At 68.6% G+C, this 13,504-nt stretch carries 10 protein-coding genes; 7 read left to right on the forward strand and 3 right to left on the reverse strand.

Features of this window, described 5'->3' with window-relative positions; translation table 11 throughout:
• Positions 1–3 precede the first annotated feature (3 nt).
• Complete coding sequence (locus tag ACZ9AQ_RS03840) at positions 4–1,581, forward strand: methyl-accepting chemotaxis protein (RefSeq protein ID WP_429202703.1); 1,578 nt, start codon at positions 4–6, stop codon at positions 1,579–1,581.
• A gap of 158 nt (positions 1,582–1,739) precedes the next feature.
• Here the strand turns inward: ACZ9AQ_RS03840 and ACZ9AQ_RS03845 are convergent, their stop codons facing one another.
• Positions 1,740–2,138, reverse strand: a complete 399-nt coding sequence (locus ACZ9AQ_RS03845; protein ID WP_429202701.1) for a TraR/DksA family transcriptional regulator — start codon at positions 2,136–2,138, stop codon at positions 1,740–1,742.
• A gap of 344 nt (positions 2,139–2,482) precedes the next feature.
• Entirely contained in the window at positions 2,483–3,439 is a 957-nt protein-coding gene (locus ACZ9AQ_RS03850) for an arsenic resistance protein (RefSeq protein WP_429202700.1), read from the reverse strand.
• A 136-nt stretch (positions 3,440–3,575) separates the two neighbouring features.
• Here ACZ9AQ_RS03850 and ACZ9AQ_RS03855 point away from each other — a divergent pair, with 136 nt between their 5' ends.
• From ACZ9AQ_RS03855 to ACZ9AQ_RS03875, 5 genes are all read left to right on the forward strand, one after another.
• On the forward strand, positions 3,576–3,929 hold the full coding sequence (locus ACZ9AQ_RS03855) for a hypothetical protein (protein ID WP_429202699.1): 354 nt from the start codon (positions 3,576–3,578) through the stop codon (positions 3,927–3,929).
• A gap of 208 nt (positions 3,930–4,137) precedes the next feature.
• The gene (locus ACZ9AQ_RS03860; protein WP_429202697.1) at positions 4,138–5,967 is read left to right on the forward strand and encodes a DUF885 domain-containing protein; all 1,830 of its coding nucleotides are present in this window, start codon (positions 4,138–4,140) and stop codon (positions 5,965–5,967) included.
• A gap of 419 nt (positions 5,968–6,386) precedes the next feature.
• The gene (locus ACZ9AQ_RS03865) at positions 6,387–8,675 is read left to right on the forward strand and encodes a catecholate siderophore receptor Fiu (RefSeq protein WP_429202695.1); all 2,289 of its coding nucleotides are present in this window, start codon (positions 6,387–6,389) and stop codon (positions 8,673–8,675) included.
• A gap of 85 nt (positions 8,676–8,760) precedes the next feature.
• The gene (locus ACZ9AQ_RS03870) at positions 8,761–9,069 is read left to right on the forward strand and encodes a YciI family protein (protein WP_429202693.1); all 309 of its coding nucleotides are present in this window, start codon (positions 8,761–8,763) and stop codon (positions 9,067–9,069) included.
• 33 nt (positions 9,070–9,102) lie between these two features.
• Entirely contained in the window at positions 9,103–9,936 is an 834-nt protein-coding gene (locus ACZ9AQ_RS03875) for a metallophosphoesterase (RefSeq protein WP_429202691.1), read from the forward strand.
• A 9-nt stretch (positions 9,937–9,945) separates the two neighbouring features.
• On the opposite strand, the gene ACZ9AQ_RS03880 is transcribed toward ACZ9AQ_RS03875, so the two are convergent.
• Positions 9,946–12,225 carry a penicillin-binding protein 1A gene (locus tag ACZ9AQ_RS03880; RefSeq protein WP_429202690.1) on the reverse strand — a complete coding sequence of 760 codons (2,280 nt, stop codon included), beginning with the start codon at positions 12,223–12,225 and terminating at the stop codon, positions 9,946–9,948.
• 218 nt (positions 12,226–12,443) lie between these two features.
• On the opposite strand from ACZ9AQ_RS03880, the gene ACZ9AQ_RS03885 reads away from it, so the two are divergent.
• Positions 12,444–13,490, forward strand: coding sequence for an SDR family oxidoreductase (locus ACZ9AQ_RS03885; RefSeq protein WP_429202688.1), 1,047 nt, complete (start codon positions 12,444–12,446; stop codon positions 13,488–13,490).
• Positions 13,491–13,504: the final 14 nt, after the last annotated feature.

The raw sequence follows: 13,504 nt of genomic DNA on the forward strand, positions 1-13,504 counted from the left end.
ACAGTGCGCAACAACCAGCCGGTCACGGGGACTGAATACCTGATGCAGGCGGGACAATCGATCGTCTCGAAGACCGACACCAGGGGCCGCATCACCTACGTCAATCCGCGTTTCGTCGACGTCAGCGGCTTCAGCGAGGACGAATTGCTGGGCAAGGCCCACAACCTGGTGCGCCATCCCGACATGCCGCCCGAAGCCTTCGCCGACCTGTGGGCGACCCTGCAGGCGGGCGAGCCCTGGACCGGCATGGTCAAGAACCGCCGCAAGAACGGCGACTTCTACTGGGTGGTGGCGAACGTGGTGCCGATCCAGGAGCACGGCCGCGTCACCGGCTACATGTCGGTTCGCACCGCGCCCACCCGGGCCCAGGTCGAGCAGGCCGACCTTTTGTACCGCCAGATCCGCGCCGGCCGGGCGCGCGGCCTGGGCATCGTGCGCGGCCAGGTGGTGCGGACCGGCTGGCGCCGGCGCCTGAACATCCTGCTCGCCCTGCGCGAGCTGCCGCTGCGCCAGCGCCTGGGATGGACGATGGGAGCCCAGGCCCTGCTGCTGGCCGCGCTCGCGGCGGCGGCCGATGGCGCGCTCTGGCGCATACTGGCCGGCGCCGGCGTGCTGGCCGCGCTGGCGCTCTGGCATGCGCTCGACCGCGGCATCGCGCGGCCCTTGCAGGATGCCGTCGCGACCGTCCACGCGCTGGCCGGCGGCGACCTGGCGCGTCCGCTTCCGGCGCCCGGCGGCGGGGAAATCGGCCGCCTGCAGCTGGCGCTGCGCCAGCTCAACATCAACCTGACCGCGATCATCGGTGACGTGCGCGACAACGTCAGCTCGATCGAGCTGGCCACCCGCGCGATCGCCGCCGGCAATGCCGACCTGGCCAGCCGTACCGAAGCCCAGGCCGCCAGCCTCGAGCAGACCGCGAGCAGCCTCGGCAATATCGCGCGCGCCGCCGGCCGCAACACCGACAGCGCGGTGCAGGCCGACGGCATGGTGCTGGCCGCCAGCGCGGTGGCCGGCCAGGGCGGCCAGGCCGCCGTGCGCATCGGCCAGACCATGGACCGGATCAGCGGCTCGGCCAACCGCATCGGCGACATCATCGGCCTGATCGACGGCATCGCCTTCCAGACCAATCTGCTGGCGCTGAACGCGGCGGTGGAGGCGGCCAGGGCCGGCGAACAGGGGCGCGGCTTCGCCGTCGTGGCCGGCGAAGTGCGCAGCCTGGCCCAGCGCACCGCCGGCGCCGCCAAGGAGATCAAGGGACTGATCGAGGACTCCAGCGGCCATGTGGGCGAGGGGGCCGAACTGGTGGGCCAGGCCGGCCAGACCATGCGCGCGGTGGTCGACAAGGTGGCCGAGGCGGCCGCGATCATGGGCGCCATCACCGCCGCCAGCCGCGAACAGGCCCGCGACATCCTCGACGTCAACGCCGCGATGAACGCACTGGACGCGATCACGCGGAAGAACGCCGCCCAGGTCGAGGAATCGGCCATGTCGTCGGGCAGCGTGGCCGACGAGGCGGCCCGCCTGTCGCTGGCGTTGTCGGTGTTCAAGTTCAGGCAGGGCGTGCGGCCGAGCCAGGGTTGACGCTCGATCCGTGGCCGGCGGGGATCGGCATGGCGGCCGGTTCGACGAGCTGGAAGGGCCGGCGTGGCGCGTCTTGCGGGACGATGATCGCGGCCGATGATGCAGGGGTCGCCGTGGGTGGACGGATTGCGCGCCCACCCGCGGGGCCCGGCCGGTGATCACATGGTCGGACCGCGCCCGGTGTGGGTTTCCTTTTCGATGCGGTTCTGGCATTCGATGCAGGTGCGCACCGTCGGCGTGGCCAGCAGGCGCGCGTCGGGGATCGCGCAACCGCACGACTCGCAGATGCCGGCGCCGCCAGCTTCGAGCTTGCCGAGGGCGACGTCGATCTCGTGCAGCAGGTTCGCATCGTGTTCGGCCAGGTGGACTTCGTCGTGGCCGATCATCTCGGCGGTATTGCCGTCATCGCCCTGCGCTTCATGCGCGAGCGGACCGATCGGCGGCGCATCGCCCTCGTCGGCCGTGGTGCGCGCACGGACGGCGCCGAGCAGGTCCTCACGCGCTGCATTCAGGCGCTTGGACATTTCTTCGTGAACGGATTGGGAAAGAGGCGGCATGGCGATTCCTGATTGGTTGGTGAGGAAAAGCCCTCCGGAAGATGGCGGGCCGTCGGTTTGGACTTGATTCATCTCAAAACGATGTCCGTGGAATCGGGGAAGAAAGCGTCGCAGCCGGGCGCACAACCGGGCGACAACCGTCGTTCCAATAATCTATCCATCAAGGAACATTTTGATACACATCAAGGATTGTTGAGCGTCGTAAACGCCCACTCCCGACGGTCACGCAATCGTGTCATTTCAGGAGAGCATCTTGAAGGGCAGTCTAAACGATAACGACAAGACCGCGCGCCAGTTTGCCGAACCGCGCGACTGGTCGAGGCCGACCTCCGCCAGGCCGGCTGTCAGCGCCGTCCGAGGCGCGCGATGGCGCGCACGTAGACCAGCTCCGCCACCAGTTCGACCAGCGTCTGCGTCACGATGATCGCCGGCAGCAGCGGCACCGCGCCCGGCACCGCCAGCGCCAGCGGCAGCACCACCAGCGAGTTGCGGGTGGCGCCGCTGAAGGCGACCGCGCGCCCGGCGGGCGCGGCCAGGCGGAACAGGCGCGCCACGAGCCAGCCGGCGGGCGGGGCCAGCAGCGCGAAGGCGGCGTAGACCGGCGCCACCCGCAGCGCCGCATCCAGCGCCTGGCCGAGCTGCGGCAGCACCGACGCCACCACGATGAACAGCACCAGGGCCGTCGCCGGCACCGGCAACAAGCCGAGCACGATTGACGCGCGCGCGCCGGTCGGATGGCGTGCGGCACAGAGCTGCAGCGCGACCGCCAGCAGCAGCGGCGCGGCGATCAGCCACGCGAAGGCGTCGATGAAGGGGCCGGGCTGGACCAGACCGGCCGCGCCGTCTCCGAGGAGGATGCGCAGGTACACCGGCAGCATCAGCATCTGCGCCACCAGCAGGACGGGCGTTGCCGCCAGCAGCAGGCGCGCATCGGCGCGGCCGAGGTGGGAAAAGGTGACCACATAGTCGATGCAGGGCGCCAGCAGCACCAGCAGCACGCCCAGCCGCACCAATGGGTCGGCCGGCACGAAGGGCAGCAGGCCGGCGACCAGCAGGGGAATGACGACGAAGTTGGTCACCAGGAGGGCGCCCAGGAAGCGCGTGTGGGTGAAGGCGCGTCCCAGTTCGGCCAGCGGCACCTGCAGGAAGGTCACGAACAGCATGAAGGCCAGGGCCGGGTTGACCGCGGGCTCCAGCGCGGTGGTCCCCGGCAGCGCCAGCGCCGCCAGCGCGGCCAACGCCACGGCCGCGAAATAGATGCCGATCTGCGTGTTTTCCAGCTTGTCCCGGATGTGCTGCATGCGCTGTCATCGCTTTCTTCGTGAAGGAAGGCACGCCCTTGCAGACCCGCCAAGCGGGCATTATACGGAGCGCTGGGCTGACGCCAGGTGGCCGTGAGGTAAGATGCCGTCCAGTGCGATTCAGCGGGGAGAGGTAGTGCGGTACCGGAACTTGTCGTTGTACTGGCTGGCGATCGGCGTGGGCGGGATGCTGGCGTTTCGCGTGCCCGTGGTCGGCTTTGCGCTTGGCATCGGCGCGCTGCTCTACTTCGTCTACGCGATTGCTTACTGGCTGCTTTTCCTGGTGTTCTTCCACCAGCGTCCATACAGTCGCACGGTGTTCGGCATGACGCGGCGCGCCTTCGCGATCCGGCTCGCGCTGGTGGCCGCGGTGGTGTGCGTCGGCAGCCTGCTGCTGGGGTGGAAGGTGCTGGCCTGCCTCGGCGCGGCGGTGCTGTATTACTGCGGCGAGATCGAGCTCAAGGACCGGATGATCGTCGCCGCCGAATGACGCGTCATTGGCGACACGAAGGCGAGGCCCGCGCCGCCCACCGAGCCGTCCGGCAGCGCGTATCTCCGTCATCGTCGGGCCTCGTACGTACGCAGTCCAACAACATCCGAACCGTTGAACTCGTTGTTGAACTGTTACTTACATGTTAGATTCCTTGGCGCAATTGCACCACCCGCCGCAGAGATCAACCACAAGGAAACTACCCGAGATGCCATCGACCCGCCAGCGCAGCCTGCGCGCCACCATCGCCGCCCTGTTCATTCCCGCCATGCTCGCCGGCGCGTCGCTGCCGGCGGTGGCTGCGCCAGCCGCCACCCAGGCCGCCGCCGTCGCCCCCTACAAGGCCTTCGATGCCTGGAGCGACAAGTTCGCCGAAGACTGGGTACGCCTGAGCCCGCAGCTGGCGACCTCGACACAGTACTTCAGCGGCGCCGAGCAGGCCAGGCTGGACCGCGAGCTGACCCCGCTGACCGCGGCGCACCGCAAGAAGTCGGTCGCCATGGCGCGCGAAGGGCTCGAGCGCCTCGACGGCTTCAAGGCGCAGCCGCTGAACGAGACCCAGAAGATCTCGGCGGCGGTGATGCGCTGGTCGCTGCAGAACGTGATCGCCAACGAGCCGTTCGAGGACCACGCCTTCGTGTTCTCGCAGTTCAGCGGTCCGCAGATCGGCCTGGTCAACTTCCTGACCAACACGCACCCGATGCGCAATGCGGCCGACGTCGACAGCTACCTGGCCCGCCTGGACCAGGTGGCGGTCCGCCTCGACGAAGCGCTGGTGCGCGCCAAGGGAGCAGCAAGCAAGCAGTTGATTCCGCCGCGCTTCATCCTCGAGCGCGCCCAGTTCCAGGTCGACCACTTCCTCAAGCCGGTCGCGGTCGAGAACGTGCTGGTGACCACGCTGGCCCAGCGCACCGCCGAGATGAAGGACCTGTCGCCGCAGGCGCGCAGCGCCGCCATTGCGCGCGCGACCGGCATCGTCGAGCAGAAGATCCGTCCTTCCTACACCCGCGTGCAGGCCTTCATGGCCGAGATCCACCCGAAGACCGGTGACGTGGCCGGCATTTCGCGCCTGCCGAACGGCGCCGCCGCCTACAAGCGCGCGATCGAGAACTTCACCAGCACCCAGCTCACGGCCGACGAGATCCACACGATCGGCTTGCGCGAAGTGGCGCGCATCGAAGCCGAGATGGACAAGCACCTGCGCTCGCTTGGCCTGGCCGAAGGGAATATCGAAACCCGCATGAAGCAGCTCGACGCGCGCTTCCAGCCGAAGGGCGAGGGCGATCCGCGCCCGGCGATCATCGCCAGCTACAACGAGATGGTGCGCGACGCCGAGCGCAGGAGCAGCACGCTGTTCAACCTCAAGCCGCGCGCGCCGGTCGACGTGCGCCGCGTGCCGCCGCTGACCGAGCCGTCGGCCGCCGCCCATTACACCTTGCCGGCGCCGGACGGCAGCCGTCCCGGCATCTTCTGGGTGCCGCTGCGCGGCCCGACCTTCGACATGATCCGCATGCGCAGCCTGGCCTACCACGAGGCCGTGCCGGGACACCACTTCCAGCTCGCCATCCAGCAAGAGATGAACGACCTGCCGAAGTTCCGCAGCCAGCGCATCTTCAGCGGCGGCAGCGCGCACTCCGAAGGCTGGGCGCTGTACACCGAGCGCCTGGCGGCGGAGCAGGGCTGGTATGCGGACGACGTCCCGGGCCTGTTGGGCGCCCTCGGCTCGGAACTGTTCCGCGCCCGCCGCCTGGTGGTCGACACGGGCCTGCACACCAAGGGCTGGACCCGCCAGCAGGCGATCGACTACGGCATGGGCGCCCAGGAGACCGAGCGCTACGTCGTGTGGCCGGGCCAGGCCAATGCCTACATGATCGGCATGCTGCGCATCCTCGAACTGCGCCAGAAAGCGCAGCAGGAACTGGGCGACAAGTACTCGCTGCCGGCCTTCCACGACCTGGTGCTGGGCGCCGGCTCGGTGCCGCTCGACGTGCTGGGCGAGCTGGTCGACAACTGGATCGCGCAGCAAAAGAAGGCTTGACGCCGACCGGCGTGCGGTGAGCACGGCGCGAGTGTCCGACAAATATCCCCGCCAGGAGCGTAATACCGTTAAGTTAAGCTGCTGAGCTAGCCGTCAAATACGTCGTCCCCGCGCAGGCGGGGACCCAAGTTCTCCAAGCGTCCTCGAAACGCTTGCAAGATTGGGTCCCCACCTTCGTGGGGACGACGTTTTTATGCCAACTCAAGAAGACTTTCGCCTTAACTCAACGTCTTTACCGCCACGAGTGGGGATGTCTGCTTTCGACGCTCAAGTAGATGCATCGGGAAGTGGGGCGGAAGCGTTGTGCGAACGCGAATGATAATGATTATCGTTTACATGTAATGACGTTCTCGGTAGAATCATTGTGTTCCTAGCAGTGTTTCCTCTCGTACCACTCATCCGAAAGAGACCGTCTCGCCATGAAAGCAATCAAAAGCCGCAAGCATCCCATCACCCGCAGCCAGCTCGCGGGCACCGCGCTGGCCGCGGCGCTGATGCCGCTCGGCGCGCATGCCGCCGCCGACGCCGCCGCCACCACTGCCGCCGCCACTGCAGCGCCTGCCAGCGTCGCCCCGCAATCGACCGTCGAAATCGTCGGCAAGAACGAGACCGCCTTCCGCGCCGAGCGTGCCTCGTCGCCCAAGTACACCGAGCGCCTGGTCGACACCGCCCAGACGGTGCAAGTGATCAAGAAGGAGCTGTTCGAGCAGCAGGGCGCCCTGACCCTGACCGAGGCGCTGCGCAGCACCCCCGGCGTCGGCGCCTTCTTCCTGGGCGAGAACGGCAACACGAATACCGGCGACGCGATCTTCATGCGCGGCTTCGACACCTCGGGCAGCATCTACGTCGACGGCGTGCGCGACGTCGGCTCGATCGCGCGCGACGTGTTCAACGTGGAGCAGATCGACGTGCTGAAGGGCCCGGCCGGCACCGACAACGGGCGCGGCGCGCCGACCGGCTCGGTCAACCTGGTGACCAAGAAGGCGAATCTCACCGACCTGGTGACCACCGCCATCACCGGCGGCAGCGGCGACCAGAAACGCATCACGTTTGATGCCAACCAGGTGCTGGATGAACAGCGCGGCATCGCCGTGCGCCTGAACGTGCTGGCCCAGGATTCGGGCAGCGCGGCGCGCGACGTGGTCGAGAACAAGCGCTGGGCGGTGGCGCCGAGCATCGGCTTCGGCCTGAACGGCCCGACCCGCGTGCACCTGGACTACCTGCACGTCGACCAGGACAACATCCCCGACGGCGGCGTGTACGTGATCGGCCTGCCCGGCTACACCAGCCCGGACCGCGCCAGGCCCTGGGTCGCCGATGCCCCCAAGGTCGACCCCAAGAACTTCTACGGCTCGGTCGACGACTACGACGACGTGAAAGCCGACATGGCCACCGTGCGCATCGAGCACGACTTCTCGCCGACCATGAAGCTGCACAACACGAGCCGCTACGGCAAGACCAGCCAGGACTACCTGCTGACCGCCTTCCTCACCAGCGCCGCCAACCTGGCCACGCCGGTGCAGGGCGACCCCCGCACCTGGACCCTGGCGCGCAGCATCCGCACCGGCAAGGACCAGGAAAACAGGATTCTCACCAACGTCACGACCCTGACCAGCCAGTTCGACACCGGCGCCGTGTCGCACACCCTGGTGACGGGCCTGGAATTGACCAGCGAACGCCAGACCACCCGGGGCTTGAGCGGCCTGGGCACGCTGCCGGCCGCGAACATCTACCGCCCCGATCCGCGCCAGGCGCCGATCACGCCGGTCGACGTGCGCCGCACCGGTGCCTACAACGAGGGCCAGGTCGACACCCAGAGCGTCTACGTGTTCGACACCGTCAAGGTCGGCGAACGCTGGATCTTCAATGGCGGCGTGCGCCTGGACCACTTCCGCGGCGACTATTCGGTGGTGGCGCTGACCAATAACGTGCTGACCCCGACCCGCTTCAAGGTCGGCGAGAACCTCGTCAACGGCAAGCTGTCGGCCCTGTACAAGCCGACCGCCAACAGCAGCGTGTATGCGATGGTGGCCAGCTCCAGGCAGCCGCCGGGCGCCAGTTTCACCGTGTCGGGCAACGCCAACAGCGCCCAGAACCCGATCTACGAGCCGCAAAAGACGGTCACCACCGAGTTCGGCGGCAAGCTCGACCTGCTCAAGTCCAGACTGTCGCTGTCGGCCGCGCTGTTTCGCACCGACGTCGAGAACGAGGTCGAGCAGGATCCGGCCGACCTGCAGTACTACCAGACCGGCGAGAAGCGGGTGCAGGGCGTCGAGCTGGGCGCGACCGGCGCGCTGGCGCCGCACTGGCTGATCAGCGCCGGCTACCTGTACTTGGACACCAGCGTCGAGCGTGGCCGCAACGTCACCGCCGCCGGCGAGAACAGCCTGACCTACACGCCGAAGCAGTCGTTCACCGCCTGGACCTCGTACGACCTGCCTTGGGGCCTGCGCATCGGCGGCGGCGCGCGTTTTTCCGACAAGCTGGCGCGCGGCACCGACGGCGCGATCGGCACCCCGGCCCATACCGATTCGTACTGGGTGTTCGACGCCATGCTCGGCTACAAGGTGAGCAAGAACGTCGACCTGCGCCTGAACCTGTACAACATCGGCGACGAGAAGTATGTCGCGGCCATCAACAAGAGCGGTTACCGCTACACGCCGGGCACGCCGCGCTCGGCCAGCCTGACGGCGAACGTGCGCTTCTGAGGCGTTCGATGGCAGGGGCGGGCCTGCGGTGCGTCACCGCCGGTCCGCTTCTGCTATGTTGAGTCCACCTTCATGGAGGGACGACATGGAACGATTCCTGATCATCTATCGCGGCGCATCCGAACCGGGCGAGCGCCAGGAAGACCGCTGGGCCGCCTGGTTCGAGGCCCTGGGCCCGGCCTTGCTCGATCCGGGCAGCCTGACGCAGGACAGCATCGAGATCCCGAGCCGCCTTCTCGGCCCCAAGCCGTCCGGCGGCTCGCTGTCGGGCTACTCGGTGATCGAGGCGGCGGACTTCGACGCGGTGGTGCGCCTGGCGCAGGATTGCCCGATCTTCGACGAGCGCGGCTCGGTCGAGATCGCGCGGCTGGGGGCCGGGGCCGGCGCGGCCTGAAGCCGGGCGGCGCCTGCGGTATACTCGGCGCCCATGCGCATCCAGCTTTTCTCCGACCTGCACCTCGAACGCTACCCCGGCTTCCAGCCGCTCATCCTGCCGGACACCGACGTCGTGGTGCTGGCCGGCGACATCGGTTCCTACCAGGCCGGCTCGCGCCTGGAAACCCAGGATTTCGGACTCGAGCGCTTCTCTCCCGCATTGCCGGCGCTGGCCGGCAAGCGGGTGCTGTTCATTCCCGGCAACCACGAGTTCGATGCGCTCGACCATGCCGCCGCCTATGACCGGCTGCGCGCCACCTGCGAGCGGCTCGGCATCGTCTGGCTCGACCGCGAGATCGTGGTCATCGATCACGTGCGCTTCATCGGCACCACCTTGTGGAGCGATTTCGACGCGCTGGCGCTGCGCGAGGCCGACCTCACCAGGCAGCTGCAGCAGCGCAACAAGGCGTTCCGCGCGGCGAACTATTACCTGAGCAAGAACACGACCCTGAAGGATGGCGAGCAGGTGCTGGCCGAGGGCATCCGCGCCATGTCGCTCGATTGCCAGGCCTGGCTGGGCGCGGCGCTGGCCACGCCGTTCGAAGGCAAGACGGCCGTCGTCACCCATTTCGCGCCGAGCCTGATGAGCGCCGATCCGCGCTACGGCCTCTCGGCCGGCACGGCGGGCTTCTGCAATGCGCTCGACGGCCTGTTCAAGCACGCGCAGCTGTGGATGCACGGCCACCTGCACTGCCTGAACGACTACGTGGTCGAGGGCCGCGACGGCCCCCTGTCCTGGTCATGCCGCGTGGTGGCCAATCCGCTCGGCTACCTGAGCAAGGGCGAGCAGGAGGGTTTCCGGCCCGAGCTGGTGATCGAGCTGTAGGCAATCCTGCTACTGCGTCGCCTCGCCGGCCGACGAGAGGGTGCCCATCAGGGCCTCGAATCCGTCGCCTGCCTCTGGCGGGCGTTCCTGTTCCGCATGGTCGGCATACTCGGCATACACCCAGTCGCCGCCGGCGCGCGCCACGCCTTGCGGCGGCAGCGGCTCGTGCTGCGCTGTCTTCGCCAGCGCCACGCGCATGAAGTCGATCCACATCGGCAGCGCCAGGGTCGAGCCGAATTCGCGGCCGCCGAGCGAGCGCGGCTCGTCGTAGCCCATCCACGCGACCGCCGCCACCCCGCCGCCGTAGCCGGCGAACCAGCCGTCGACCGCGTTGCTGGTGGTGCCGGTCTTTCCGGCCAGGTCATGCCTTTGCAGTTGGCGCGAGGCCGCCGCCGCGGTGCCGACGCGGGTGACGTCGCGCAGCATGCTGTCGACGATGAAGGCATTGCGCTCGTCCAGCACCCGGGCGCTTTCCTGGCGCGGCCGTGGCGCCGCATGCTCGAACAGGACCTTGCCGTCGCCATCCTGGATGCGCGCGATCAGCCACGGCTGCACCCGGTAGCCGCCATTGGCCAGCACCGCATAGGCGCCGGCCATCTGCAGCGGCGTGACGGCGCCGGTGCCGAGGCCAAGCGTCAGGTTGCGCGGCTGGCGCGCGGCGTCGAAGCCGAAGCGCGCCAGGTGCGCGCGGGCATAGTCGACGTCCAGCGCGTGCAGCATCCGCACGGTGGGCACATTGCGCGAGCGCGACAGCGCGTGGCGCACCGTGACCGGACCCTCGAACACATTGTCGTCGTTGCGCGGCGACCAGTTGGCATGGGCCTGCCCGGCGTTCAGCTCGAGCGGTTCGTCGAGGATCTGCGTGCCCGGGAAGAAGCCGCGTTCCAGGCCCGCCGAATAGACGAAGGGCTTGATGCTCGATCCCGGCTGGCGCCAGGCCTGGGTCACGTGGTTGAACTGGTGGACCGAGTAATCGAAGCCGCCGACCAGCGCGCGGTAGGCGCCGGTGTCGGTGTCGAGTGCCACGAAGGCGGCCGCCACCTCGGGCAGCTGGGCGATCGACGGGGCGCCGCCGGCGGGCCTGGCCAGCCGGATGACGGCGCCGGGCGCCAGTCGCGTCGCCGGCCTGGCCTTGCCCGACAGGGCGCCAGCGGCGAAGGCCAGCCCCGCTCCGGTGATCTCGACGGCCTCGCCGTTGGCAAGCAGGGCGCGCACCCGCCTGGGCGAAGCGGCGACGACCACCGCCGCGCTCAAGCCGTCGACAAAGGGGCGTTTCTGCAGGGCGGCGGCGATCGCGTCCAGTCTTTCGCCGGCGCCGGCCGGCAGCGCGATGCGCGCTTCCGGGCCACGGTAGCCGTGGCGGCGGTCATAGGCGAGCACGTTGCGACGTACCGCTGCGTAGGCCGCATCCTGCTCGGCGGCCACGATGGTGGTCGTCACCGTGATGCCGCGCTCGTAGGCCGCCTGGCCGAACCGGGCATGGACGGCCTGGCGCGCGAGCTCGGCGACCCAGGCCGCGCGCCGATTCAGGGTGGCGCCGTCGCTGCGCACCTGCAGGCGCTCGGCCAGGGCGTGGCGGTACTGCGGTTCGGTGATCAGCGCCAGTTCGCGCATGCGCCCCAGCACGACCTGCTGGCGCTTGCGGGCCGCCTGCGGATTCGATACCGGGTTGCTGCTGGAAGGGTTCTGCGGCAGGCCGGCCAGCATCGCGATCTCGGCCAGGGACAGTTCGGGCAGCGGCTTGCCGAAATACGTGCGCGCCGCGCTGGCGAAGCCGTAGGCGCGCTGGCCGAGGTAGATCTGGTTCAGGTAGACCTCGAGGATCTGGTCCTTGGACAGCGCCTGCTCGATCTTGTAGGCGAGGGCGACCTCGCGCAGCTTGCGCGGCAGGGTCTTGTCGCGCGACAGGAAGAAGTTGCGCGCCACCTGCATCGTGATGGTCGAGGCGCCCTGGCTGCCGAAGTCGCCGATATTGGCCTTGGCCGCGCCGAGCGCGCGGATCCAGTCGACCCCGCCGTGCTCGTAGAAACGGGTGTCCTCGATCGCCAGCACGGCCGCCTTGAGCAGCGCCGGCACCCTGGATACGGGGACGAACTCGCGCCGCTCGGCGCCGAATTCGCCGATCAGGACCTGGTCGGCGGTGTACACGCGCAGCGGGATCTTCGGACGGTAGTCGGTGACGGCCTTGATGTCGGGGACCTCCGGCAGGATGGAGGCGCCGGCCACGCGAGGGGCGGTCGCGAGCAGCAGGGAGCAGAACAGGATGACGAGGGAGCGGGGTGATTTCATGACGGCTTCGTGGACGGTTGGTCGAACGCGGCCGATCTTACTGTCGCGCGCCGCCCGGGTCATGCGCAAAGGCCCAGGTAGCGCGACATGCCCCAGAGCGCAGCGTCTGGCGCTACCTTGGTAGCGCCGTCGGTGGGCGGCGCATTCGGGGCAGGGGCCGACGCGGGTCGCACGGAACGGGTATCCTTGCGCCAGTCGATTTTAATCAGGAGAGATGGATGAACACCAAATACAGCGCACTGGTCGTCGGCGCCAGCGGCATCATCGGCCATGCGGTCGTGCGCGAGCTGCACGGACGACCCGACTGGAAGGTGCGGGCCTTGCCGCGCACCTTCGTGGACGGCGTCGAGACCGTCAAGGCCGACCTGACCGACGCCCAGGCCAGCGCCAGCGCCCTGGAAGCGGCGCGCGATACCACCCACGTGTTCTACGCCGCGCTCAAGGGCGGGACCGACCTGCTCGACGAGGAGCGGATCAACGCCGGCATGCTGCGCAACCTGCTCGACGGCCTGAAGGCGGTCGGCGCCCCGCTGCAGCGCGTGGTGCACTATCAAGGGGCCAAGGTGTACGGCGTGCACCTGGGCCACGCGCAGGCGCCGTTCTACGAGGACGACCCGCGCCACATGACGCCCAACTTCTATTATGCCCAGGAAGACCTGCTGCGCGAGCGCGCCGCCGCCGGCGAGCTCGAATGGTCGATCCTGCGGCCCGACGTGGTGGTGGGCGACATCGCCGGCAATCCGATGAATATCGCGATGGTAATGGGCATGTTCGCCGCGCTCAGCAAGGACGCCGGCGCGCCGCTGCGCTTCCCGGGAACCGACAAGGTGTATTCGGGGGTGCTGGCCCAGACCACCGATGCCGACTGGATGGCGCGCGCCAGCGTCTGGGCGGCGCTCGATCCGGCGGCGCGCGGCGAAGCGTTCAACCTGGTCAATGAACCGTTCCGCTGGGAGCGCGTGTGGCGCCAGGTGGCGGCGGCCTTCGACATGGAAGTGGGACCCACGCAGCCATTCTCGCTGGCCAGGCAGATGCCGCTCAAGGCGGCGGCGTGGGAGCGCATCGTGCAGCGCCACGGCCTGCAGTCGATGCCTTTCGAGAAGCAGGTCGGCTGGTGGTTCGGCGACTTCGTGTTCAATACCGAGTTCGACATGGTGTCGGACATGGGCAAGATCCGGCGCGCCGGGTTTACCGAAGCGGTGGAGCCCGGCGCGACGATCGTCACCGCCCTCGAGCGGCTGCGCGCTGCAAAATGGCTGCCCTGACGGTGTAGCTGGCG

The organism is Massilia sp. UYP34 (genome assembly GCF_056279385.1).

Bases quoted from the DNA above. Each gene is read 5' to 3' on its own strand.
- ACZ9AQ_RS03845 (WP_429202701.1), bottom strand. From the start codon at position 2,138: ATGCCGCCTCTTTCCCAATCCGTTCACGAAGAAATGTCCAAGCGCCTG.
- ACZ9AQ_RS03850 (WP_429202700.1), bottom strand. From the start codon at position 3,439: ATGCAGCACATCCGGGACAAGCTGGAAAACACGCAGATCGGCATCTAT.
- ACZ9AQ_RS03860 (WP_429202697.1), top strand. From the start codon at position 4,138: ATGCCATCGACCCGCCAGCGCAGCCTGCGCGCCACCATCGCCGCCCTG.
- ACZ9AQ_RS03865 (WP_429202695.1), top strand. From the start codon at position 6,387: ATGAAAGCAATCAAAAGCCGCAAGCATCCCATCACCCGCAGCCAGCTC.
- ACZ9AQ_RS03870 (WP_429202693.1), top strand. From the start codon at position 8,761: ATGGAACGATTCCTGATCATCTATCGCGGCGCATCCGAACCGGGCGAG.
- ACZ9AQ_RS03875 (WP_429202691.1), top strand. From the start codon at position 9,103: ATGCGCATCCAGCTTTTCTCCGACCTGCACCTCGAACGCTACCCCGGC.
- ACZ9AQ_RS03880 (WP_429202690.1), bottom strand. From the start codon at position 12,225: ATGAAATCACCCCGCTCCCTCGTCATCCTGTTCTGCTCCCTGCTGCTC.
- ACZ9AQ_RS03885 (WP_429202688.1), top strand. From the start codon at position 12,444: ATGAACACCAAATACAGCGCACTGGTCGTCGGCGCCAGCGGCATCATC.